Annotated in this window: 23 protein-coding genes; 8 read left to right on the forward strand and 15 right to left on the reverse strand. The window is 72.6% G+C overall.

Annotation, left to right across the window (positions count from 1 at the left end):
• Window positions 1–7: 7 nt before the first annotated feature.
• Both miaA and Q3W68_RS00705 read right to left on the reverse strand, forming a co-directional pair.
• Window positions 8–925, reverse strand: coding sequence for a tRNA (adenosine(37)-N6)-dimethylallyltransferase MiaA (miaA, locus tag Q3W68_RS00700; RefSeq protein WP_302904921.1), 918 nt, complete (start codon window positions 923–925; stop codon window positions 8–10).
• Window positions 910–1,629 carry a hypothetical protein gene (locus Q3W68_RS00705; protein ID WP_302903619.1) on the reverse strand — a complete coding sequence of 240 codons (720 nt, stop codon included), beginning with the start codon at window positions 1,627–1,629 and terminating at the stop codon, window positions 910–912. Before Q3W68_RS00705 ends, miaA begins: the two co-directional genes overlap by 16 nt.
• A 203-nt stretch (window positions 1,630–1,832) precedes the next feature.
• Between Q3W68_RS00705 and Q3W68_RS00710 the strand changes: the two genes are divergently transcribed.
• Both Q3W68_RS00710 and Q3W68_RS00715 read left to right on the forward strand, forming a co-directional pair.
• On the forward strand, window positions 1,833–3,041 hold the full coding sequence (locus tag Q3W68_RS00710) for a DUF349 domain-containing protein (protein ID WP_128138216.1): 1,209 nt from the start codon (window positions 1,833–1,835) through the stop codon (window positions 3,039–3,041).
• A 331-nt stretch (window positions 3,042–3,372) separates the two neighbouring features.
• A complete protein-coding gene (locus tag Q3W68_RS00715) occupies window positions 3,373–4,995 on the forward strand; it encodes a cellulase family glycosylhydrolase (protein WP_302903620.1) in 1,623 nt (540 codons plus the stop codon).
• A gap of 99 nt (window positions 4,996–5,094) precedes the next feature.
• Here the strand turns inward: Q3W68_RS00715 and miaB are convergent, their stop codons facing one another.
• On the reverse strand, window positions 5,095–6,594 hold the full coding sequence (gene miaB / locus Q3W68_RS00720) for a tRNA (N6-isopentenyl adenosine(37)-C2)-methylthiotransferase MiaB (protein ID WP_302903621.1): 1,500 nt from the start codon (window positions 6,592–6,594) through the stop codon (window positions 5,095–5,097).
• A 52-nt stretch (window positions 6,595–6,646) separates the two neighbouring features.
• Here miaB and Q3W68_RS00725 point away from each other — a divergent pair, with 52 nt between their 5' ends.
• Window positions 6,647–6,874 carry a DUF2277 family protein gene (locus Q3W68_RS00725; RefSeq protein WP_018785974.1) on the forward strand — a complete coding sequence of 76 codons (228 nt, stop codon included), beginning with the start codon at window positions 6,647–6,649 and terminating at the stop codon, window positions 6,872–6,874.
• Between the two features lie 78 nt (window positions 6,875–6,952).
• Here the strand turns inward: Q3W68_RS00725 and Q3W68_RS00730 are convergent, their stop codons facing one another.
• Both Q3W68_RS00730 and selD read right to left on the reverse strand, forming a co-directional pair.
• Complete coding sequence (locus Q3W68_RS00730) at window positions 6,953–7,432, reverse strand: hypothetical protein (protein WP_302903622.1); 480 nt, start codon at window positions 7,430–7,432, stop codon at window positions 6,953–6,955.
• Between the two features lie 212 nt (window positions 7,433–7,644).
• Window positions 7,645–8,634 (reverse strand): selenide, water dikinase SelD, encoded by a 990-nt coding sequence (gene selD, locus Q3W68_RS00735; RefSeq protein ID WP_302903623.1) that lies wholly within the window; start codon window positions 8,632–8,634, stop codon window positions 7,645–7,647.
• A gap of 198 nt (window positions 8,635–8,832) precedes the next feature.
• Between selD and Q3W68_RS00740 the strand changes: the two genes are divergently transcribed.
• The 4 genes from Q3W68_RS00740 to Q3W68_RS00755 all read left to right on the forward strand — a co-directional run bounded on the left by Q3W68_RS00740 (window position 8,833) and on the right by Q3W68_RS00755 (window position 12,181).
• Window positions 8,833–9,588 (forward strand): amino acid ABC transporter ATP-binding protein, encoded by a 756-nt coding sequence (locus tag Q3W68_RS00740; RefSeq protein ID WP_120571055.1) that lies wholly within the window; start codon window positions 8,833–8,835, stop codon window positions 9,586–9,588.
• A 50-nt stretch (window positions 9,589–9,638) separates the two neighbouring features.
• Complete coding sequence (locus Q3W68_RS00745) at window positions 9,639–10,574, forward strand: glutamate ABC transporter substrate-binding protein (RefSeq protein WP_302903624.1); 936 nt, start codon at window positions 9,639–9,641, stop codon at window positions 10,572–10,574.
• 78 nt (window positions 10,575–10,652) lie between these two features.
• Window positions 10,653–11,309: an amino acid ABC transporter permease gene (locus Q3W68_RS00750; RefSeq protein ID WP_302903625.1), complete on the forward strand. Its 657-nt coding sequence runs from the start codon at window positions 10,653–10,655 to the stop codon at window positions 11,307–11,309.
• Complete coding sequence (locus Q3W68_RS00755; protein ID WP_302903626.1) at window positions 11,306–12,181, forward strand: amino acid ABC transporter permease; 876 nt, start codon at window positions 11,306–11,308, stop codon at window positions 12,179–12,181. The genes Q3W68_RS00750 and Q3W68_RS00755 overlap by 4 nt, the downstream gene beginning before the upstream one ends.
• Before the next feature lie 76 nt (window positions 12,182–12,257).
• Here Q3W68_RS00755 and rny read toward each other — a convergent pair whose 3' ends face one another.
• The 8 genes from rny to Q3W68_RS00795 all read right to left on the reverse strand — a co-directional run bounded on the left by rny (window position 12,258) and on the right by Q3W68_RS00795 (window position 20,670).
• A complete protein-coding gene (rny, locus tag Q3W68_RS00760; protein WP_135238908.1) occupies window positions 12,258–14,024 on the reverse strand; it encodes a ribonuclease Y in 1,767 nt (588 codons plus the stop codon).
• 717 nt (window positions 14,025–14,741) lie between these two features.
• Entirely contained in the window at window positions 14,742–15,416 is a 675-nt protein-coding gene (locus Q3W68_RS00765; RefSeq protein WP_302903627.1) for a 3-keto-5-aminohexanoate cleavage protein, read from the reverse strand.
• Between the two features lie 50 nt (window positions 15,417–15,466).
• Entirely contained in the window at window positions 15,467–16,159 is a 693-nt protein-coding gene (locus Q3W68_RS00770; protein ID WP_302903628.1) for a regulatory protein RecX, read from the reverse strand.
• 11 nt (window positions 16,160–16,170) lie between these two features.
• On the reverse strand, window positions 16,171–17,220 hold the full coding sequence (gene recA / locus Q3W68_RS00775; protein ID WP_302903629.1) for a recombinase RecA: 1,050 nt from the start codon (window positions 17,218–17,220) through the stop codon (window positions 16,171–16,173).
• Window positions 17,221–17,405: 185 nt separating this feature from the next.
• Window positions 17,406–17,606: a DUF3046 domain-containing protein gene (locus Q3W68_RS00780; RefSeq protein WP_302903630.1), complete on the reverse strand. Its 201-nt coding sequence runs from the start codon at window positions 17,604–17,606 to the stop codon at window positions 17,406–17,408.
• A 4-nt stretch (window positions 17,607–17,610) separates the two neighbouring features.
• Window positions 17,611–18,909, reverse strand: coding sequence for an MFS transporter (locus Q3W68_RS00785; protein ID WP_302903631.1), 1,299 nt, complete (start codon window positions 18,907–18,909; stop codon window positions 17,611–17,613).
• Between the two features lie 70 nt (window positions 18,910–18,979).
• The gene (locus Q3W68_RS00790) at window positions 18,980–20,122 is read right to left on the reverse strand and encodes an acyl-CoA dehydrogenase family protein (protein ID WP_302903632.1); all 1,143 of its coding nucleotides are present in this window, start codon (window positions 20,120–20,122) and stop codon (window positions 18,980–18,982) included.
• A gap of 20 nt (window positions 20,123–20,142) precedes the next feature.
• Complete coding sequence (locus Q3W68_RS00795) at window positions 20,143–20,670, reverse strand: hypothetical protein (protein ID WP_302903633.1); 528 nt, start codon at window positions 20,668–20,670, stop codon at window positions 20,143–20,145.
• Between the two features lie 83 nt (window positions 20,671–20,753).
• Here Q3W68_RS00795 and Q3W68_RS00800 point away from each other — a divergent pair, with 83 nt between their 5' ends.
• Window positions 20,754–21,410 carry a 4a-hydroxytetrahydrobiopterin dehydratase gene (locus Q3W68_RS00800; RefSeq protein WP_302903634.1) on the forward strand — a complete coding sequence of 219 codons (657 nt, stop codon included), beginning with the start codon at window positions 20,754–20,756 and terminating at the stop codon, window positions 21,408–21,410.
• A gap of 1 nt (window position 21,411) precedes the next feature.
• Here Q3W68_RS00800 and Q3W68_RS00805 read toward each other — a convergent pair whose 3' ends face one another.
• Entirely contained in the window at window positions 21,412–22,110 is a 699-nt protein-coding gene (locus tag Q3W68_RS00805) for a UdgX family uracil-DNA binding protein (protein ID WP_302903635.1), read from the reverse strand.
• 80 nt (window positions 22,111–22,190) lie between these two features.
• Entirely contained in the window at window positions 22,191–23,528 is a 1,338-nt protein-coding gene (locus Q3W68_RS00810; RefSeq protein WP_302903636.1) for an aminotransferase class I/II-fold pyridoxal phosphate-dependent enzyme, read from the reverse strand.
• Window positions 23,529–23,563: the final 35 nt, after the last annotated feature.

Consider the following 23,563-nt stretch of genomic DNA (forward strand, 5'->3'; position numbering starts at 1 on the left):
GCCCCCATCATCGCCGATGCTCGGCGACCACCCGCAGGGCAGTGTCGAGAAACGCGGGCGACGCCGAGTCCAGCCAGTGGACACGCGGGTCACGCCGGAACCAGGAGCGCTGCCGCCGCACGAACCGGCGGGTGGCGCGGATCGTCTCCTCGTACGCCTGCGTCTCGGTCAGCTCCCCGGCCAGGAACCGCAGCACCTGCTGGTAGCCGAGCGCCCGGCTCGCCGTCCGCCCCTCGGGCAGCCCTTCGCCGACCAGCGCCCGCACCTCGTCGACCAGGCCGTCGGCCCACATCCGGTCCACCCGCAGCGCGATCCGCTCGTCCAGGAGCGGCGTGTCCAGGTCGACGCCGAGCTGCACGGACGGGTAGTACGGCGTGGGCGACGGCAGCGACGCGGTGAACGGCGCGCCGGTCAGCTCGATCACCTCCAGCGCCCGCACGATCCGCCGCCCGTTCGTGGGCAGGATGCTCGCCGCCGCGCCCGGGTCGGCCTTCGCCAGCCGCGCGTGCAGCGGCAGGGGGCCCACTGCCGCGAGTTCCGCCTCCAGCCGCTCCCGCAGCGCCGGGTCGGTGCCGGGGAACTCGAACTTCTCCAGCACCGCCCGCACGTACAGCCCGGAGCCGCCCACCAGCAGCGGCACCCGGCCCCGGGCCAGGATGTCGTCGACGGCCGCGCGGGCCAGCGTCTGATATTCGGCGACGCTGGCCGGCTCGGTCACCGGCCAGATGTCCAGCAGGTGGTGCGGCACGCCCTCGCGCTCGGCCGGCGTCAGCTTGGCGGTGCCGATGTCCATGCCCCGGTAGAGCTGCATCGAGTCGGCGTTCACCACCTCGCCGTCGAGCGCGTGCGCCAGCGCGATGCTCAGTGCCGACTTCCCGGCCGCGGTCGGCCCGACCACCGCCACGACTGTCACGCCCGCTCCCAGTTCGCCACGAAGTAGGCAACGCCGTAGGGGGCGCTGTGGTGGCTCAGCTCGCCGCGCCAGTCGCCGCCCGCCGCGCCGACCGCGCCTGCGAGCACCTGCCACGGCGCCCGCCCGGCGGCCCGCAGCTGCGCCGACAGCTCCGGGTCCAGGCCGCGCAGGGCGTCGGCGTCCGCGCCGGCCAGGGCCGCGGCGACCCCCTCGTCGTACGCCTCGGCGCGCGGGTCGTCGTACCCCGGCGCCTTGACGCCCCGGCAGGCGGACCCGTCGCCGAGCACGAGCAGCGCGACCCGCGGATCGTCGTCGAGAATCAGGCTCGCGCCGAACGCCGCGCACTCCGCCGGTGTGGCGTCGTGCGCCACCGAGCGGGCCAGCCGGGGCAGCTCGGTGCCGGAGCGGTTCAGCAGCCAGGCGCCGATGGTCAGGCTCAACGGAAGGCGGTCCCCGCCGGCGCAGTTGACCTTCCAGAGCCGCACGTACCGGTCCAGCCCGTACGGCCGCAGCGAACCGTGTTCGGCGGCGTTGAACCGGACCGTCTCCGGCCCGCCGCCGACGAGCAGAATCGCTTCCGGCTCGGCGGCGAGCAGCCGGGCGACAGCGGCGTCGGCGGCGGCGCGCAGGTCGTCCAGCTCTGGCGCGGCGGCGCCGGCCAGCTCGGGCACGATGAGCGGCGGGTGGGGGCAGACGGCGGCGGCGACCAGGGGCACGCCCCAAACCTATCGCCGATCCCCGGTGCGTCCCCGCGCCGATCCGGTCATCGGGGGCGTACAACACCGTATGGTCACGGTCGGCGACAGGCGCTCGACACGGACGGGGGCGGACCTGTGACAATGCCGGGAGAAAGTTTGCTGCGCCGTGGCGGCGAACGAGGGGGCTGTCCCCTCGACGCCGGGAGAACGAGGATGGGCACATGAGCGACTGGACTGCCTTCGGACGGGTCGACGAGGACGGCACCGTCTACGTCAAGACCGCCGAGGGCGAGCGGGTGGTCGGATCCTGGCAGGCAGGGGCACCGGAGGAAGGGCTCGCCCACTTCGCCCGGCGCTACGCCGACCTGGTGACCGAGGTCGACCTGACCGAGGCGCGGCTCAACTCGGGCGCGGCCGATGCCGGCCACTCCCTCACCACGATCCGCCGGATCCGTGGGTCGCTGGCCGAGGCGCACGTCGTCGGTGACATCGACGCCCTGGCCGCCCGCCTGGACAAGCTGGCCACCGTCGCCGAGGAGAAGGCCGGCGAGGCCAAGGCCGCCCGCGAGGCCGCCCGGGGCGAGGCGCTGGCACGCAAGACCGCCCTGGTCGAGGAGGCCGAGAAGCTGGCCGCCGAGTCGACCGGCTGGAAGACCGCCGGCGACCGGCTCAAGGAGATCCTCGACGAGTGGAAGACCATCCGCGGCGTCGACAAGAAGACCGACGGTGAGCTGTGGAAGCGGTTCGCCGCCGCGCGGGACGGCTTCACCCGCCGCCGGGGCGCCCACTTCGCTTCCCTGGACCAGCAGCGCAAGCAGGCGCAGACGGTCAAGGAGGAGCTGGTCGCCGAGGCGGAGAAGCTCAAGGACTCCACCGACTGGGGCGTCACCGCCGGTCAGCTCAAGGACCTGATGGCCCAGTGGAAGGCCGCGCCGCGCGCCGCCAAGGAGGCCGAGCAGAAGCTCTGGGAACGGTTCCGCGCCGCGCAGGACGAGTTCTTCACCCGCCGCAGCGAGGTCTTCTCGGCGCGCGACAACGAGCAGCGCGCCAACCTGGAGCGCAAGCAGGCGCTGCTGGCCGAGGCCGAGGCGCTCGACGTCGACGGCGACCCGAAGGGCGCCCAGGCGAAGCTGCGGGAGATCCAGGCGCAGTGGCACGAGGCCGGCCGGGTGCCCCGCGAGGCCGCCGCCGGGCTGGAGCGCCGGCTGCGGGCCGTGGACGACAAGGTCCGCGAGGTGATGGACTCGGCGTGGCGGCGCACCTCCAAGGAGGACAACCCGCTGCTGGCGCAGATGCGCGCCCAGGTCGCCGAGGCCGAGGACCGGCTGGCCCGGGCCCAGGCCGCCGGTGACGCCCGCCGGATCAAGGAGGCCGAGCAGGCGCTCGCCTCGAAGCGGCAGTTCCTCCAGCTCGCCGAGCAGGCCGGCTGACGCCGAGCGCCCCGGCCGGGCAGGCCGGCGGACGGACAATCGGGTGAGCCCCCGGCCGGGTCGGCCGGGGGCTCACCTGCGTCCGGGCCGGGTTGACGCATCGAGGTGGGCTGATCAGAATGAGCGGCGGAGCCTGGTTCCGGCACCGACACGAGGGCATCGACGGCTGATCCGCGCCGTCGACGATCGCCGGTGCGCATTCCCGCGGGTGGCCGTCCACGTGACCGGCCCGGCGCGCGCTGTCGCGCGTACTCGATGAGGAGCGGGCCGATCCTCCTGGTCCTGCCGCCCGCGGCGCCCGTGCGGCGCGGGCATCCGAAGTGGAGCTTCCATGCACCGACGCACCGCCCTCGGCGGCGCCCTGACGGCGCTCGCCACAGCCGCGGCCGGCGTTCTCGTCGCCGCCGCCGTCTCCACCGCGCCGGCCGCCGCGGCGGCCGGTGGCACCGGCACCGGCTACCTGCACACCAGCGGCAACAAGATCGTCGACAGTACGGGCGCGACAGTCCGGCTGACCGGCATCAACTGGTTCGGGATGGAGACCGACAACAAGACGTTCCACGGCCTCTGGTCGAGCAACCCGTGGCGCTCGCAGCTCGACACGATGGCCCGGCTGGGCTACAACACGCTGCGCATCCCGTACTCGAACGACGCGCTCAAGTCCGGCGCGACCGCGACCGGCATCAACGACTTCGTCAACCCGGACCTGATCGGGCTGTCGCCGCTGCAGATCCTCGACAAGGTCATCGACTACGCGGGCAGCAAGGGGATGCGGGTCATCCTGGACCGGCACCGGCCCACGTCGGCCGGGCAGTCGCCGCTCTGGTACACCTCGACGGTCTCCGAGGCGACCTGGATCAACGACTGGAAGATGCTGGCCCAGCGGTACGCCGGCAACACCACTGTGATCGGCGCGGACCTGCACAACGAGCCGCACGCCGAAGGCACCAACCCGGCCGCCACCGGCGCCTGCTGGGGCTGCGGCGACACCGCCCGGGACTGGCGGCTGGCCGCCGAGCGGGCCGGCAACGCGATCCTCGGCGTGCAGCCCAACTGGCTGATCTTCGTGGAGGGGGTGAGCTGCCCGAGCGGCGGCCTGTCGAACGTCTGGGACAACGACCCCAGCAACGACGAGGACTGCGGCTGGTGGGGCGGCAACCTGTCCAAGGCCGGGCAGTTCCCGGTCCGGCTGAACGTGGCGAACCGGCTGGTCTACTCGCCGCACGAGTACGCCACGTCGGTCTACCGGCAGGCCTGGTTCGACGACCCGTCGTACCCGGCGAACATGCCGGCCATCTGGGACAAGTACTGGGGCTACCTCTACAAGCAGAACATCGCGCCGATCATGATGGGCGAGTTCGGCAGCACGCTCCAGGACCCGAAGGACAAGGTCTGGCTGCAGAACCTGATGGCGTACACCGGCACCGGCGTGAACGGCATGTCGTTCACGTACTGGTCGTGGAACCCGAACTCCGGTGACACCGGCGGCATCGCCAACGACGACTGGACCACGATCAACCAGCCGAAACAGGACATCCTCACGCCGTACCTGATCCCGCCGACCGGTGGTGGCGGCACCACCAGCCCGTCCCCGACCGGCACGCCGAACACCTCGCCGGCGCCGACCACCCCGCCGCCGCCCGTCACCGGCGGCTGCACCGCCACCTACAAGCAGATCAACTCCTGGGCGGGCGGCTTCCAGGGTGAGCTGACGGTCAAGAACACCGGCACCGCCGCGGTGAACCCGTGGTCGGCCACCTGGACCTGGCCGTCCGGGGTGACGCTGGCGAGCGGCTGGAACGCCACCGTCACGCAGTCCGGCACCACCGTCACGGCTGCCGCGCCGGCCTGGGCATCGTCGCTGGCGCCGGGCGCGTCGGTCACCGTCGGCTTCACCGCCAACGGCACCGCCGCGACCCCGGGCAGCGTGAAGCTCAACGGCACCGCCTGCTGAGGGTGTAAGGAAGGGCCCCTTATTAACGCCTGCGGTAGAGGAAGGGCCCCCCTTTTAACACCGAGTGTTAAAAGGGGGCCCTTCCTTACACGCGGGCGGTCAGTGGGCGGCGCAGCCGCCGATGGGGGCCGGTGACGGGGCCGGTGCGCCGATCGTCGGCAGGCCGAGCAGCACCCCGGGGGTACGCGGAACCTGTCCCGCCTCGGCCGCGTCCCCGGCCCGGGTGCGCCGGTGCGCCAGCGGCGCGCCGTCGGCGTTCAGATGGTGCGGGGCGGCGTACGTGACGACTGTGTGCACGATGTCGCCGGGGCGGATCTGCCCGGCCAGCTCACCGGTGGCGAAGTGCACGAGCCGGCCGTCGCGGGCCCGGCCGGACATCCGGCCGGTGCGCTCGTCCTTGCGGCCCTCGCCGACAGCCACCAGCACCTCGACGGTCTCGCCGACCAGCTTCTTGTTCTCCGCCCAGGTGATCTCCTCGACGCAGGCGATCAGCCGCTCGTACCGCTCCTGCACGACCTGCTTGGGCAGCTGCCCGTCCATGGTCGCGGCGGGGGTGCCGGGGCGCTTGGAGTACTGGAACGTGAACGCCGAGGAGAACCGCGCCTCCCGTACCACGTCGAGCGTGCGGACGAAGTCGGCCTCGGTCTCGCCGGGGAAGCCGACGATGATGTCGGTGGTGATCGCCGCGTCCGGCATCGCCGCCCGGACCTTGGAGATGATCCCCAGGTAACGCTCCGACCGGTACGAGCGGCGCATCGCCCGCAGCACGTCGTCGGAGCCGGACTGCAACGGCATGTGCAGCGAGTGGCAGACGTTCGGCGTCTCGGCCATCGCGGCGATCACGTCGTCGGTGAAGTCCTTCGGGTGCGGGCTGGTGAACCGCACCCGCTCCAGCCCGTCGATGTCGCCGCAGGCGCGCAGCAGCTTGCCGAAGGCGTACCGGTCGCCGAACTCGACGCCGTAGGAGTTGACGTTCTGCCCGAGCAGCGTCACCTCCAGCACGCCGGAGTCGACCAGCGCGCGGACCTCGGAGAGGATGTCGCCGGGGCGGCGGTCCTTCTCCTTGCCGCGCAGGGAGGGCACGATGCAGAACGTGCACGTGTTGTTGCAGCCGACGGAGATCGAGACCCACCCGGCGTACGTCGACTCGCGCCGGGTCGGCAGCGTGGAGGGGAAGACCTCCAGCGACTCCAGGATCTCCACCTCGGCCGCCGCGTTGTGCCGCGCCCGGTCCAGCAGCGCCGGCAGCGAGCCGATGTTGTGCGTGCCGAAGACGACGTCCACCCAGGGCGCCTTGCGGACGATGTCGCCCCGGTCCTTCTGGGCCAGGCAGCCGCCGACGGCGATCTGCATCCCGGGGTGCTTGGCCTTCACGGGGCGCAGATGACCCAGATTGCCGTAGAGCCGGTTGTCGGCGTTCTCCCGGACGGCGCAGGTGTTGAACACCACCACGTCGGGCTGATCGTCGGCCTCGGCGGCACGCACGTAACCGGCATCCTCGAGGAGGCCGGAGATGCGCTCGGAGTCGTGCACGTTCATCTGGCAGCCGTACGTACGCACCTGGTAGGTGCGCGGGCTGCCCGCGGCTGCGGTAGTCATGACCCGGACAGCGTATCCGGGTGGAGCCGATCGGATCGAACGAGGAGGAGCCGTGTGCCGGAGCATCAAGACCCTGCGTGAGCCGTACGTCCCGGTGGTGACCGAGGAGGACATCCGAGCCGCCGCGTTGCAGTACGTCCGGAAGATCTCCGGATTCCGTACCCCGGCGGCGCACAACGCGGCCGCGTTCGACGCCGCTGTGGACGCCGTGGCCGCCGCCACCGCGACGCTGCTCGACCAGCTCGTGGTGCGGGGGCAGCAGCAGGCGGCCCGGGGCTGAGCCCGGGGCCGTCTCCGCTCGCCGCCGGCAGGGACACGGCGGCGAGCACCTGTCACGGGCGCCCGCCGGCGCCCGCGCTCAGGCGGCGGCGAGCGCCGGGGCGACCGTGTCGGGGGCCCAGCGGGAGCGGTGGCACTGCGACCAACCCCGGCAGCGGGCGTCGGCGACCGTGCAGAGCCGGTGGTGACTGAGCACCTCACCGTCGTCGGTGTCGGCCACGTCGAAGTGCACCGGCCGGATCGTGCCGTCCGGCGCGACAAGCAGGTGCCGGCCGGCGTCGAGCGTGTCGTCACGCATCAGGCAGTTGCGGCCCAGCAGCCGGGCCAGCGCCGCCAGCGCGGGCAGCTCGGACAGGCTCTCGGGCACGCCGTAACAGTCGACCACTGTGCCGTACAGCCCGGGCGCCTCCCACACGTCGCAGACCACCGCGTACGCGGGGAGCCGGACCGGGTCGGCGACGGCCATGGGCATCACCACCCGGCCGAGGGCCTCGGCCAGTGCCGGGTAGACCTCCACCGGCTCGCCGCCGTCGATTCTCCAGTTCCACAGCTCGGTCATGCCGCCTCCTCGCTGCGCTCGTTCCACCGGCCTCCGGATCGGGCCTCAATGACGATGGTGGGGTGCATTTGACCTCAGCCGGGCGCAAGTTACCGGTCTGTGACCATTCCGGGCAAAATTCCCTCGGGCGACGTTGCCCAGAGTAGCTGGAAGATGACAGTTTATCGGGTACGGTGCCGCGGCGACGGCCCGGCCGCGCCGCGAATCGAGGCTCAGCGCACCCGGATCAGGTGCTCCGAGGCAGGCAGCAGCTCGCCGATCACCGTGCCGCCCGGCACCTCGCCGGCGACCAGCAGGCCGCCGGAGGTCTGCGCGTCGGCGAGCAGCAGCCGCTCCCCCTCGTCGGCGCCGCCGAAGTCGGTCCACGGGGTGACCCAGTCCAGGTTGCGCCGGGTGCCACCGCTGACGTACCCGTCGCGCAGCGCCTCCCGCGCACCCGGCAGGTACGGCACCGCAGCCGCGTCGATCGCCACCGTCAGGCGGCTCGCGCGGGCCAACTTCGAGGCGTGCCCGAGCAGGCCGAAGCCGGTCACGTCGGTGCCGCAGCGGATGCCCGCGGCCACCGCCGCGAGGGCCGCGTCCCGGTTGAGCCGGGCCATCGACTCGACCGCCTCCGGGAAGCGCTGCCCGGTCTGCTTGTGCCGGGTGTTGAGCACGCCCACGCCGAGCGGCTTGGTCAGCGACAGCGGCAGCCCCACTCGCCCGGCGTCGAGCGTGATCAGCTCCTCCGGCCGGACCAGGCCGGTGACCGCCAGGCCGTACTTCGGGCTGTCGTCGTCCACGCTGTGCCCGCCGGCCAGGTGGCAGTTCGCCTCCCGGGCCACGTCCAGACCGCCGCGCAGCACCTCGCGGGCCATCTCCGGCGGCAGCACCCCGCGGGGCCAGCAGAGCAGGTTGAGCGCGACGAGTGGAGTGCCGCCCATCGCGTACACGTCGGAGAGCGCGTTGGCGGCGGCGATGCGGCCCCAGTCGTAGGCGTCGTCGACCACCGGGGTGAAGAAGTCGGCGGTGCTCACCAGGCCCGTACGCTCGTCCAGCCGGACCACCGCGGCGTCGTCGCCGTTCTCCAGGCCGACCAGCAGATCGGCCGAGCCGCCGGTGGCGCCGAGACCGGCGACCATCGCCTCCAGCTCGCCGGGTGGGATCTTGCAGGCGCAACCGCCACCGCGGGCGTAGTCGGTCAGCCGGATCGCGTCGGTCATCCCCTCATGATCTCGGGCCTGCGGCGACGGCGCCACTCGGCCCACCCGCGAGTGACGAAATTCGGACGGGACGGTACGCCCGTGACCGGTGTTACCGCTCCGTGACCATCTGAGTTGCGTCCTGCCACATCACCCCGCCTACAGTTGCCCAACCGGGGGTCGACCGACCCCCGAATTCCGCCATGGACGACAGGGACGGTGGACGACGTGACGACGGGCGACCCGCTGATCGTGCTCGACGGGGTCAACAAGTGGTTCGGGCCGCTGCACGTGCTCGACGACGTGTCCCTCTCCGTCGACCGGGGCGAGGTGGTCGTGGTCATCGGCCCGTCCGGCTCCGGCAAGTCGACGCTCTGCCGCACCATCAACCGACTGGAGCCGATCGACTCCGGCACCATCACCTTCGACGGGCAGCCGCTGCCGGCCGAGGGCAAGCCCCTGGCCAAGCTGCGCAGCGAGGTCGGCATGGTGTTCCAGTCGTTCAACCTCTTCGCGCACAAGACCATCCTGGAGAACGTCGCGCTGGGGCCGGTCAAGGTCCGCAAGGAGAAGCCGGCCGCCGCCCGTGAGCGCGGCCTGGCCCTGCTGGACCGCGTCGGCATCGCCAACCAGGCGGACAAGTACCCGGCGCAGCTCTCCGGCGGTCAGCAGCAGCGGGCGGCGATCGCCCGCGCGCTGGCGATGCAGCCCAAGGCGATGCTGTTCGACGAGCCGACCAGCGCGCTGGACCCGGAGATGGTCGGCGAGGTGCTGGACGTGATGACGTCGCTGGCCCGCGACGGCATGACCATGGTCGTGGTGACCCACGAGATGGGCTTCGCCCGGCACGCGGCCAACCGGGTCATCTTCATGGCCGACGGCAAGCTGGTCGAGGACGCGCCGCCGGCCGAGTTCTTCGCGAACCCGCGCAGCGAGCGGGCCAAGGACTTCCTCTCCAAGATCCTCACCCACTGAGCGTCCGTAGTGGAGTCGCCCCGTCGACTCCGTTGAAGAAGGAGATGAGTATGCGTTACAAGCGCGTGGCGGCGGTGGCCATGATGGCCTCGCTCGCCCTGTCCGCGGCCGCCTGCGGCAAGGAGGGGGACCCCGCTCCCAGCGGCGGCGGCAACGCCAGCGGTGGAGCGCAGGGCGACAGCTGCAGCAGCTCGGGCGTGACCTTCACCCCGAAGACGGACGCCAACGTCGCCGGCAGCCCGGCCTTCGAGAAGATCAAGTCGGCCGGCAAGGTCGTCATCGGCGTCAAGTTCGACCAGCCGAACCTCGGCTACAAGGACGCCCAGGGCAAGCGCTGCGGCTTCGACATCGAGATCGCCCAGTACGTCGCCAGCAAGCTCGGCGTCGACCCGGCGAAGATCGAGTACAAGGAGATCGCCTCCGCCAACCGGGAGACCGCGATCAAGGGTGGCGAGATCGACTACTACGTCGGCACCTACTCGATCACCGACAAGCGCAAGAACGACGTCTCCTTCGCCGGCCCGTACTTCGTCGCCGGCCAGGACCTGCTGGTCCGCAAGGACGAGTCGTCGATCACCGGCAAGGACACGCTCAAGGGCAAGAAGGTCTGCTCGGCCACCGGCTCCACGCCGATCCAGAAGGTCCGCGACGAGGGTCTGACCGAGGCCGAGAACATCGTCGAGTTCAAGACCTACTCGGAGTGCGTCTCGCAGCTGCTCGACAAGAAGGTCGACGCGGTGACCACCGACGACGCCATCCTCAAGGGCTACGCCGCGCAGAACCCGGACGAGCTCAAGGTCGTCGGCCAGCCGTTCAGCACCGAGAAGTACGGCATCGGCCTGCCGAAGGACGACAAGGCGCTGCGTGACTACGTGAACGACCAGATCGAGGCGGCGTTCACCGACGGCACCTGGAAGAAGATCTACGACGGCACGCTCGGCAAGTCCGGCTCGCCGGCCACTGCGCCGCAGCTCGAGCGGTACTGACGGTCCGCACCGACGTCGGACCGGGCGGGGAGGTCCTCCTCCCCGCCCGGTCCCGTCTGGAGAGAGTGAGAGCGAGGTATGGGCGAGTTCTTCCGCGTCCTGACGGACAACGCGAGCCTGTTCCGCGAGGGGTTCTACAACACCGTCAAGCTGTTCCTGATCGCCGGCGTCGGCAGTCTCGTCCTCGGCATGCTGCTCGGCGCGATGCGGGTGTCCCCGGTCCCCGCCCTGCGGGCGTTCGGCGCCACCTACGTCAACCTGGTCCGCAACACGCCGCTGACGCTGGTGTTCGCGTTCCTCGTCTTCGCGGTGCCGAAGCTGGACGTCAACATCGACTACTTCAACAGCGCCTGCATCGCGCTGATCGCCTACACCTCGGCGTTCATCTGCGAGGTGGTCCGCTCCGGCGTCAACACGGTCGCCACCGGGCAGGCCGAGGCGGCGCGGGCGCTGGGCATGACGTTCGCCCAGGTGCTGACGCTGATCGTGCTGCCGCAGGCGCTCCGGGCGATGGTCCCACCGCTGATGAGCGTTCTCATCGCCATGCTGAAGAACACCACGATCGCCGCCGGCTTCTCCGTGCTGGAAGCGGGCGCCATCCCGGCCTACATGGCCGAACGGGGTGAGCCCCAGTTCGTCGTGCTCACCTGGATCGCGATCGGCTTCCTCGTTCTGATCCTCCCGCTGGTGGTGCTCCAGCGGTTCCTCGAGCGCAAGTGGGCGGTGGCCCGGTGAGCAGCAGCAGCGTCCTCTACGACATTCCCGGCCCGAAGGCCCGCAGGCGCAACCGGATCCTGGGCATCGTCTCGATCGCCGCGATCGTCGCGCTGATCGCGTTCGTGATCTACAAGTTCGACCAGACCGGCCAGTTCGAGGCCCGCAAGTGGGAGCAGTTCCAGTACGCGGCCGTGCAGCGGGAACTGCTGAACGGTCTCTGGGCCACGCTCAAGGCCGCCGCCGTCGCCACCTTGCTGGCGCTGCTGTTCGGCGCGTTCTTCGCCAGCGCCCGGCTCAGCGACAAGTGGCTGTTCCGCGCTCCGGCCACGTTCGTGGTGGAGCTGTTCCGGGCCATCCCGCTGCTGATCCTGATCTTCTTCGGCTACTACGTGCCGCTGCAGTACGGCTGGCCGATCGACAAGTTCTGGGCGCTGGTCATCGGGTTGACGCTCTACAACGGCTCGGTGCTGGCGGAGATCTTCCGCGCCGGCATCAACGCCGTGCCGTACGGGCAGTCCGAGGGCGCGTACGCCATCGGCATGCGCAAGAACCAGGTGCTGCGGCTGATCCTGCTGCCGCAGGCGTTCCGGTCGATGCTCCCGGCGATCGTGAGCCAGCTCGTCGTCCTGCTCAAGGACACCGCGCTCGGCTTCATCATCACGTACCCGGAACTGCTGTTCGTGGGCAAGCAGATCGGCGGCCGGCTGGCGTTCGGCCTGCCGTACGTGCCGACGTACCTCATCGTCGCCGCCATCTACATCGCCATCTGCGGCCTGCTGTCGGTGCTGGCCTGGTGGCTGCAGAAGCGGCTGACCCGGCTGCCGCGCACCGCGGCCAAGCCGCTGCCGGCGACGCAGACCGACGGCGGCACCGGCGTCACGCCGCTGTGAGCTGACGTCGTCCGACGGACACGGAACGGGCGGGTGGGGTTCTCCCCCACCCGCCCGTTCTCCTTCCTACCGCTGCTCAGCGGGCGATCTCGGTGACCCGGGACTCGCGCACCACAGTCACCCGGATCTGACCCGGGTAGGTCAGCTCCTCCTCGATCTGCTTGGCCACGTCCCGGGCCAGCACCGCCGCGCCGATGTCGTCCACGTCGTCCGGCTTGACCATCACCCGGATCTCCCGGCCCGCCTGCATCGCGAAGACCTTCTCCACGCCCAGCTTGCCGGCCGCGATCTCCTCGATCCGCTCCAGCCGCTTGACGTACGCCTCAAGGCTCTCCCGCCGCGCGCCCGGCCGCCCGCCCGAGCAGGCGTCCGACGCCTGGGTCAGCACCGCCTCGATGGTCTGCGGCGGCACCTCGTTGTGGTGCGCCTCGATGGCGTGCACCACGTCCTCGCTCTCGCCGTACTTGCGGGCCACGTCCGCCCCGATGATCGCGTGGCTGCCCTCCACCTCGTGGGTGAGCGCCTTGCCGATGTCGTGCAGGAACGCGCACCGCTTGATCGTCGGCACGTCCAGCCGCAGCTCGGCGGCCATCACCCCGGCGATGTGCGCGGTCTCCACCAGGTGCTTGAGCACGTTCTGCCCGTACGAGGTGCGGTAGCGCAACCGGCCCAGCAGCGTGACCAGCTCCGGGTGGATCTCGGTGATGCCGACCTCGACCAGCGCGTCCTCGGCGGCCCGGAGGCACAGCTCCTCCACTTCCTGCCGGGCGAGGTCGTAGACCTCCTCGATCCGGTGCGGGTGGATCCGGCCGTCGAGCACCAGCTTCTCCAGCGTGACCCGGCCGACCTCCCGGCGTACCGGGTCGAAGCACGACAGCAGCACCGCCTCGGGGGTGTCGTCGATGATCAGGTTGACGCCGGTGACCGACTCGAAGGCGCGGATGTTGCGCCCCTCCCGGCCGATGATGCGCCCCTTCATCTCGTCGCCGGGCAGGTGCAGCACGCTGACCACGCTCTCCGCGGTCTGCTCGCTGGCCACCCGCTGGATGGCGTCCACCACGATGTTGCGGGCGCGCTGCTCGGCGCTGCCCCGGGCGTCCGCCTCGATCTCCCGGACCAGCAGCGCGGCCTCCCGCTTCGCCTGCCCCTCGATCGACTCGACCAGCTCGGCGCGCGCCGCGTCGGCGGTCAGGCCGGCTACCCGCTCCAGCTCCCGGCGGCGCTGCTCCTCCACCTCGGTCAGCGTCCGCTCGCGCTCGGCCAGGGCGGCCTCCCGGGCGGCGAGCGCCGCGGTGGCGGCGGTGAGCTGCCGCTCCCGCTCGGCCAGCCGCTCCACCTCCTCGGTGTGCAGCCGCTCCCGCTCGTCCATCCGGGCGGCGCGCCGTTCCACCTCGGCCGCCTGCTCCCGAGTGGTGGCGGCCAGCACCGCCACCTCCCGCTCGCCGCTGCGCCGCGCGGTGGCGCGCAACTGCTCGGCGTCCGCCTCGGCCTGCTTGTGCGCCCGCTCCAGCACCGTGTCCGCCTCGGCGCGGGCGTCGTCGAGCACCCGCCGCGCCTCGGCCCGCGCCGCCTTGGCCTCCGCCTTGGCGGCGGCCGCCTCGGCCCGCGCCGCCGCGGCCGCGGACTTCGCCACGTCGATGGTGCTGTTCACCTCGTCGGCGGCCGTCCGCAACGCCGCGAGGGACTGCTCCTGCCGGTCCTTCTCCGCGATGAAGGCCGGGTCCTCCGGCGCGGGTGCCAGGCTGAGCCGCTTGAGGGTACGCACGCCGAACAGAACGGCGCCGACCACCACCACGACCAGCAGCAGCACGACCAGAAGGAGGACGACGTCGAAGGCGCTCATCGCATCGCTCCGCACCGGTGCGCGGGCACGCTCGCCGAGGAAGGGTCGGGGCCGTGTGGCAGACCGCCGGTGAACCTGTGCCGCCCTGCCATGGCCGCCTCCCCCTGAACGTCGGCGCCGCAGGACACGCGCGAAGGACACGCGCCTGCGGCTCTGGACGCCCGACCGGAGCGGCTGGCTGTGGGCAGCTTTCCGTCGGCGGTGTCCCCTGAGGGGCACCGCTGGCGGGCCGGTTGCAGTTGTCGGAGGCTCCGGGGTCTCCGGAGCGCCCGTCAAGGGCCGGTGTAGCTGGCCAAAGTGATGCTGTTCTGTTACGAGATCTATGTTGTGCGCTTAGCCTGCGCTGGTCGGGCAAAGTGAGCCTGTATGGCGAGGCTAGGTCGCGAGGGGCCGTTCGGTCAAGGAGTCATGATCAAACCACCCGGACGGAGAGAAGTTGCGGCGTCACTCAGCGGTGATCAGATGCCGGACAGGCCCGGACAAACCCCGCCCCTCAGCGCCGCGTCCCGCCGCTCCCGGCCTGCTCAGGCCCCCTCCCCCATCGACGCCGCCCGCCCCCACCCCGCACGATCATGAGGTTGACGGGCTCGATCATGAAGTTGGCCTGGGCAACGGACGGGAAGTGCCGTCAACTTCGTGATCAACGGAGCGAGGCGGGCGGGCCGGGCGGGGCGGGCGGGGTGGGCCGGGGTGGGTCAGCGGGCGGCGAGGCCGTGGTCACAGGGTGGCGTTGTCGGGGGCCTGGGTGCCGTCGGGCAGCAGCAGCGTGTCCTCCAGGCCGATGCGGGTGTGCAGGCCACGCCGGACCGCCACGGCGTACACCGGCCAGGTGGCCGGCCCCTCGCCGTGCAGCAGCACCGGCGGGTGCTCGCCGGGCAGCGCGGCGAGGATCGCCGCCGCGTCGGCGAGCGCCGTCTCGACCTGCTCGGCCATGCACTCGACGAGGATCCGCCCGGTCGGCGCGGACCAGCGGCGCCAGACGTCGACCGCCGCCGGCGCCCACAGACCGGCCTCGACCATCACGCCGCGCTCGTGCAGGGCGGCGGCGACCTCGGCCGCTCCGGGTTCGTGGGCGTTGACCGAGGCGAAGTCGGGCAGCACCGTCCAGGCGCGGACGGCGGCGACCCGCGCGGCCGGGTCGGGGACGATCCAGGCGCCGGTGCTCACGCCGACCGGCAGGCCGGGACGGGCGGCCCGGATGGCGGTGACCGCCGCGGCGATCACGGCCGGGTCGAGCGACTCGACGCCGCCGTCGTCGCGCGGGTGCACGTGCACGGCTGCCACCCCGGCGGTCGCGCAGCGCACCGCGTCGGCGGCCAGTTCGGCCGGGGTGAGCGGCACGGCGGGGTGCTCGTCCCGCCGTCGTGTGCCGTTGAGACACGCCTTCAGCACGGGTTTGGCCTCCCCTCGGGACGGCGGCCGCGACACCGGCCGCCGGTCGGTCAGTCGAGCCGGCGGGAGTCGAGGTCGTTCTCGGCGTCGGCCATCGCGTCGGCGTCGATGTGCTCGGCGAACTCGGCCGCCTCGGCGCTCTGCGCGGCCAGCGCGTCCTTCACCGCCCGGATCGCCACCCCGGCCGGGTAGCCCTTGCGCGCCAGCATGCCGACCAGGCGCCGGAACACCGCGTCCGGCTCACCCCGGGTGCTGCGCAGCTTGCGCTCCACCAGGGCGCGAGCGGTCTGCGCCTCGGTCTCCTCGTCCAGCCCGTCCAGGGCCGCGCCCGCCACCTCGCCGTCGACGCCGCGCTGACGCAGCTCGTTGGCGAGCGCCCGACGGGCCAGCCCGCGGCCGTTGTGCCGGCTGCTCACCCAGGCACGCGCGAAGGCGGCGTCGTCGACGATGCCCACCTCGTCGTACCGGTCGAGGACCTGCTCGGCGACCTCCTCGGAGATGCCGCGCCGGGCCAGCGCGCCGGCCAGCTCGGCCCGGGTGCGCGGACGCACCGCGAGCTGCCGCAGGCAGATCTCCCGGGCCACCTCGGCCTCGTCGCGCGGCGGAGCCGGAGCCTCCCCTGCATCGGGCTCCGCCGCGCGATCACGGCGTCCCCGGCGAGACCGGGGCGTACCTGTGGCGTCGCCCGTACGGGGTGGGCCGGCATCCCAGCCCCGGCCCGTACGGGCGCGTCGTCCTGCCACCGGTCAGCGGATCAGAAGTCGACCGGCGGCAGTTCCGGGCCACCGGCGGCGTCGCCCGCACCAGCGGTGCCGACGCCGAGCTTCTCCAGGATCTTCTTCTCGATCTCGGCCGCGACGTCCGGGTTCTCGCGGAGGAACTCGCGGGCCTTCTCCTTGCCCTGGCCGAGCTGGTCACCGTCGTAGGTGTACCAGGCGCCGGACTTGCGGATGATCGCCTGTTCCACGCCGACGTCGATCAGCGAGCCCTCGCGGGAGATGCCCTTGCCGTACATGATGTCGAACTCGGCCTGCTTGAACGGCGCGGCGACCTTGTTCTTCACGACCTTGACCCGGGTGCGGTTACCGACCACGTCGGTGCCGTCCTTGAGGCTCTCGATGCGGCGCACGTCGAGCCGGACCGAGGCGTAGAACTTCAGCGCCCGACCACCGGTGGTGGTCTCCGGGCTGCCGAACATCACGCCGATCTTCTCGCGGAGCTGGTTGATGAAGATCGCGGTGGTGCCGGTGTTGTTGAGCACACCGGTGATCTTCCGCAGCGCCTGGCTCATCAGCCGGGCCTGGAGACCGACGTGGCTGTCGCCCATCTCGCCCTCGATCTCGGCGCGCGGCACCAGGGCCGCCACCGAGTCGATCACGATGATGTCGATCGCGCCGGAGCGGACCAGCATGTCCGCGATCTCCAGCGCCTGCTCGCCGGTGTCCGGCTGGGAGACCAGCAGGGCGTCGGTGTCGACGCCGAGGGCCCGTGCGTACTCCGGGTCGAGCGCGTGCTCGGCGTCGATGAACGCGGCGATGCCGCCGGCGCGCTGGGCGTTCGCCACCGCGTGCAGGGCGACGGTGGTCTTACCGCTGGACTCCGGACCGTAGATCTCGACCACCCGGCCGCGGGGCAGACCGCCCACGCCGAGCGCCACGTCGAGCGCGATGGAGCCGGTCGGGATGACAGCCGTCTGCACGACTGGCCGCTCCCCCAGCCGCATCACCGAACCCTTGCCGAACTGCTTGTCGATCTGAGCGAGAGCAAGGTCGAGCGCCTTCTCCCGGTCAGGCCCTGCTGCCATCGTTGCCACCCCTGCCTTCGCCGGCGTCTTTCCTGAGCTTCGCGTCACGCGGGACACGCTAGGCGCTGGGTCCGACAGAAAACCAGCCGACGGGCCGTGAGCTGTGGACGAGCACCCCGCTGTGGACAATAGCCGAACAGGTGTACGACTGGGCAAGCGACACGCGGGATCGACGAAAAGGCTGCTCAGCGTAGTCGGGCGGGCACCCGGTCGGGATACGCGGCGACCACTGCACGCCACACCACGTGCGTTTCCTCACCGGAGGCGAGGGCCTGCTCGATGGTCCGCCCGCCGAGCTGGGACAGCACCTGGTCGCTGGCGATGCTGGCCGCGTACCCCGGGCCGAACGCCTCCTCCAGCCGCGTCCAGAAGTCGGTCAGCCGCACGTGTTCAGTCCTCCTCGTCGAGTGGTGCAGTGCCGGTACGGCGCAACGCCAGCGCCACCAGCGGCACCACCGCGATCGCCGACAGCAGGGTGAGCGTCGGGTACCCCACCGCTCGCATGACGAACCCGCTCGCCGCCGCCGCGCCCGCCCCGGCCAGGCCCATGAGCAGGTCGGACAGGCCCTGCACGCCGGGCCGGTCGGCGGTGGGCACCGACTCCGACAGCAGCGTCGAGCCCGCCACCATCGTGCCCGACCAGCCCAGCCCGAGCAGCGTCAGCCCCACCGACAGCAGCGGCGTGCTGTGCCCGGCGGTACCGGACACCGCGCACGCGGCCAGCAGCAGCGCCACCCCGCCGAGGATCACCGGCCGCCGGCCGAACCGGTCGGTGAGCCATCCCACCACCGGCGACAGCGCGTACATGCCCGCGATGTGCAGGCTCAGCACCAGGCCGACCACGGGCAGCACGTCCGCGTCGGAGTGCCACTCGCCGAGGTGCACCGGGGTCATCGACATCACCGCGACCATCACCAGGTGCCCCACCGCGACAGCGGCGATACCGAGGCGGGCGGCCGGCCGCCCGCGTACCGTGCGCCACGCGGCGACCATGCCACCGCGGCGGGTGACCGCCGGTGCGGCGCCCGCCGCCGGCTCGGCCGCCGTCAGCCGGCGCGCGGTGAGCAGCGGATCCGGCCGCAGCAGGACCAGGAGTACGACGGCGGTGAGCGTGAACGCGACGGCGCTGAAGGCGAACGGGCCGGCCAGCGCCGGCAGGCCCCAGCCCCGGGTCGTCTCGTCGGCGAGCGCGGCGAAGTTCGGCGCGGCCACCGCGCCGATGGTGGTCGCCCACACCACCAGCGAGAGCTGCCGCCCCCGGCGCTGCGGCTCGGCCAGGTCCACAGCCGTGTAGCGGGCCTGGAGGTTGGCCGCCGTGCCGCCGCCGAACAGCAGCATGCCGACGAAGAGCAGCGGCACCAGGCGCGTCACGGTGGCGACCACCACCAGCACGCCGCCGACCGCACCCACGACGTACGCGAGGACCAGCCCCGGCCGGCGGCCACGGGCGGCCATGAGCCGGGTGACGGGGATGGCGAGCAGCGCGGCGCCGACCACACCGGCGCTCTGCGCCAGCCCGGCCAGGGCGGTGCCGGCCACCCGGGCGGCGAGCAGCGCGCCGACCGAGATGCCGATGGTGACGCCGATGCCGCCGATGATCTGGGTGAGGAACAGCAGCCGGACGGTACGCCGCTGGATGCCGGCGACGTCGGGCCGGGGCGGGGCCGGCGCGGTCAGGTCGGTGGACATACGCGCTCCTGGTGAGGACGGATGCCCTCATCCTCCCGCGCCGGGCCGTCCGACCGGCAACCCGGTTTCGCTACAGGCCGAGGCCCCGGCCGATGATCTCCTTCATGATCTCGGTGGTGCCGCCGTAGATGGTCTGCACCCGGCTGTCCAGCCACGCCTTCGCCACCGGGTACTCCGCCATGAAGCCGTAGCCGCCGTGCAGCTGCACGCACCGGTCGGCCACCCTGGTCTGCAGTTCGGTGGTCCACCACTTGGCCTTCGCCGCGTCGGTCACCGACAGGCGGCCCGCGTTGAACTCGGCGACGCAGTGGTTGACGAACGTCCGCGCGATGGTGACCTCGGTGTCCAGCTCGGCCAGCAGGAACCGGTTGTGCTGGAACCGGCCGATCGGCCGGCCGAACGCCTCCCGGGAGCGGGCGTACTCGATGGTGAGCGCGAGCAGCTTCTCGCAGGCCGCCACCGCTGTGACGGCGATGCTCAGCCGTTCCCGGGGCAGGTTGGCCATCAGGTGGTAGAAGCCGTGGTTCTCGGTGCCGATCAGGTTCTCCGCCGGCACCCGGCAGTCGTCGAAGAACAGCTCGGCGGTGTCGTTCGCCTTCAACCCGACCTTGGCGAGGCGGCGGCCCCGGCTGAAGCCCGGTGTGCCGCTCTCCACCACGACCAGGCTCACCCCGTGCGCGCCCTGGTCCGGCGCGGTCTTGACCACCACGACCACGAGGTCGGCCATCTCACCGTTGGTGATGAACGTCTTCTGCCCGTTGAGGACCAGGCTGTCGCCGTCGCGCACCGCCGTGGTGCGGATACCAGCCAGGTCGCTGCCCGCGCCCGGCTCGCTCATCGCGATGGCGGTGACCAGGTCGCCGGAGCAGAAGCCCGGCAGCCACCGCTTGCGCTGGTCGCCGGTGGTCAGCTCGGTCAGGTACGGCGCCACCACGTCGTTGTGCAGCCCGAACCCGAGTCCGGAGCACCCGGACGCGACGATCTCCTCGTCGAGCACCGCGTTGAACCGGAAGTCGCGCTGCCCGCCGCCGCCGTATTCCGGGTCGACGTCGGGGCCGAGCAGCCCGGCCGCCCCGGCGGCCCGCCACACCTGCCGGTCGACGATCCCGTCGGCCTCCCAGCGTTCGTGGTGCGGCACCGCCTCCCGGGTCAGGAACCGGCGGCACAGGTCACGGAACTCGTCGTGGACGGGCTCGTAGAGATGCTGCTCCATGGCGGCCAGTCTGGCACCGCTCACCCGCCCTGGACAGGGGTGAGCGCCGCTCGCAGCCGACGCTCCCGACGGCCGGTACGCACGGCTTCGGCCAGCACCGCGACCAGGACGATCCCGAACCCGACGGCGGCGGCCTCCCACCCGGCACGGATCGCGAGCACGATCAGCGGGACGAGCAGCACGACGCCACCGGCCGCCCCGAACAGCGCTCCCCGGCGTACCGCGGGCAGGTTGTCCGCCACCGCCGCGCGCCCCGCCTCGTCGGCGGGCGGCTCGCCCCGGCGCAGCGCGGTCTCGGTGACCGCCCAGGCGGCGGCCCGTTCCGCCTCGGCTGCGCGCGGCCTTCCCCGAGCCACCAGGAAGAAGAACGCGAACCCCCAGATCACCGCGGCCAGACCGGCCCGGAGCACCGCGACCTGCACGGACCCGTCGCGCTCCTCCCAGAGCCGGATCGGCAGCCAGCCGAGTCCGGTGAACACCATGGACGCCACGTACGGCCCTGGAGCGCCGAACCGGAACAGCGACACACGAGGTCGGGAGTCGGCCATGCGCGGATCGTATCCCTGCGTGTCGATCCGTGCTCGCCCTGCGGACGGTGGCGGGCGGGCGGCAAGCACGCCAGGATGGCCGGATGAGCACACTCACGGGGAAACAGGTGGCCGAGGCCGGGCTGGACGGGTGGACGTACCTGCTGGGGGCGTTGCAGACGCGCATCCGTACCCCCGATTTCGCGGCCGGACTGGCGCTGGTGGCCGCGGTGGGCGCGGAGGCCGAGCGGGTCGATCATCATCCGGACCTGGACCTGCGCTACACCCACGTGGACGTGCGGCTGTGGTCGCACGACGCGGGCGGCGTGACAGGGCGTGACCTGCGGCTGGCCCGGACGATCTCGGCGCTGGCCGCCGACGCCGGGCTGACCCTGTCGGCGGCCGGGCTGGCCCGCCTGGAACTCGCGCTGGACACCCCGGAGCACGCGGCGGTGCTGCCGTTCTGGCGGGCGGTCCTGGCCTGGCGGTCGCCGGACGGCCGGGGCCCGGACGACGACGAGGTACGCGACCCGGACGGCGTGCTGCCGACGGTCTGGTTCCAGCGTTCCGGCCGGGACGAGCCCCGGCAGCGGTGGCACCCGGACGTGTGGGTCGACCCGGCCGAGGTGGACGCGCGCATCGCCGCAGCGCTGGCGGCCGGCGGCACGCTGGTCAGCGACGCGGAGGCGCCGAGCTTCTGGGTGCTCGCCGACCCGGACGGCAACCGCGTCTGCCTCTGCACCTGGCAGCAGCGCTCCTGAGTCAGCGCAGCGCCTTGGCGGCCACCTTCAGGTCGGCGACCAGGCCCTCGTACGCGACGTCCTGGTTGTCGGCACGCAGCACCGCGGACGGGTGGATGGTGGCGAGCAGCCGGGCCGCCGGGGCGTCGGCGACCGCGCCGGCCCGGTCCACCGGCACCCGCTCGAAGTCCTCCGGGTGCTGCGCGGCGGCGGGCCACGGCAGCAGCTCACCGCGCTGCTTCGTCACCCGGAACGACGGGCCGAGCAGCGCCTTGGCGGCGGTCGCGCCGAGCACCACCACGATCTCCGGGCGCAGCCGGGCGAACTCGGCGACCAGCCAGGGGCGGCAGGCGGTGACGTGCACCCGGTCCGGGGTCTGGTGGATGCGCCGCTTGCCGCGCAGCTCGAACCGGAAGTGCTTGACGGCGTTCGTCAGGTAGATCTGGGCCGGGTCGAGCGCGGCGTCGTCGACGGCCTTGCGGAGCAGCCGCCCGGCCGGTCCGACGAACGGCAGTCCCTTCTGGTCCTCGATGTCGCCCGGCTGCTCGCCGACGAAGACCACGCGCGCGTGCTCGTCGCCGCGGCCGAAGACGGTCTGGGTGGCGTCGCGGTACAGCTCGCAGCCCCGGCAGTCGCCCGCCGCGGCGCGCAGCTCGTCGATGGTGTCCGCCGACGGCGGGATGAACTCCTGTGCTCCGGGGGCGCTCTCGGTCTCGGCCATGCCGATCGTTCTACCCCGTCGGGCGGCGCGCACGCGAGCGGCCCGCCGCGCTGCCGGGAGGTGTCAAGAGGGGGCCCTTCCTATACCGATTGCGTTAACAGGGGGCCCTTCCTTCCGGCGGTGAGCGCGTCGGCGAGCGCGGGGATGTCGGCCTCGTCCAGCGCGCTCACCGAGACGCGCACGGCGGGGGCGGCGGCGATCCGGTAGAGCCCGCCGGGGGCGACCGACCACCCGGCGTCGCGCAGCGTCGTGACCGCCACCGTCTCGTCGGGCACCGGCACCCAGACGTTGATCCCGGTACGCCCGTGCGCGGCCACCCCGCGCGCGGCGAGCGCGGTCACCAGCCCGTCGCGCCGCCTGTCGTAGCTGTCCGCCGCGCGCCGCACCAGTTCCGCCGTTGCCGGGTCACGCCAGAGCGACACGACCAGGCGTTGCAGCACCGTGGAGACCCAACCGGCGCCGACCCGGGCCCGCCCGGCCACGCGCGCCACTGTGGCCTCGTCGCCGGCCAGCACCGCCAGGCGCAGGTCGGGCCCGTAGGGCTTGCTCACCGACCGGACGAAGGCCCAGGCCGGCGTCGCCCCGGCGAGCGGGTGCAGGGGTACGCGGGCCAGTTCGGCCGCGTGGTCGTCCTCGATCAGCAGCAGGTCGGCCCGGCCGGCGAGCAGCGTCCGCAGCGCGTCGGCCCGGTCGGCGGAGACTGCGGCGCCGGTCGGGTTCTGCGCCCGGCTGGTCACCACGAGCGCCCGGACCCCGGCGGCCAGCGCCGCCCGGACGCCGCCGACTGTGGGGCCCTCGTCGTCCACCGGCACTCCGACGGTACGCAGCCCGAGCGCGGCGATCAGGTCGAGCAGGTTGGCCCAGCCCGGGTCCTCCACCGCGACCGCGTCGCCGGGGCGCAGGTGGGCGGCGAGCAGCCGTTCGATGCCGTCGAGCGCGCCGCCGGTGACCGTCAGCTCGCCGGCCGGCACCCCGTCCGCGCCGAGCCGCTCCCGGGCCAGGGTGGCCAGGTCGGGCAGCACGGCGTCGGTCGCGTACCCGCCGGGGGGCCCGATCTCGGCGGCGAGCGCAGCCAGGTGCGGCCCGAGCGGGGGCAGCAGCCGGGGGTCGGGCTGACCGGCGGAGAGGTCGCGGCCACCGGTCAGCGGCGGGGGCAGCAGCGCGGAGCGGCGGGCGGCGACCGGCGGGCGGGGGCGCACCCGGGTGCCGTGCCGGCCGGCGGTCGCGACCAGGCCGCGTTGCCGCAGTTCCTGGTACGCCTTCGCGACGGTGGCCGGGCTGACGCCGAGGTCGGCGGCGAGCGCGCGGACGGCGGGCAGGGCGTCGCCGGGGGCGAGGTCACCGGTGCGGATGCCCGATTCGACGCTTGCCGAAATCGCGGCCGACGTGGACCCGGCGATCTGATAATGTGCTGCCACAGTTCCAGGATTGTACTAGAACGAAGGTGGGATGT

The organism is Micromonospora sp. C28ISP2-4 (genome assembly GCF_030519385.1).
Lineage (GTDB): Bacteria > Actinomycetota > Actinomycetes > Mycobacteriales > Micromonosporaceae > Micromonospora > Micromonospora tulbaghiae.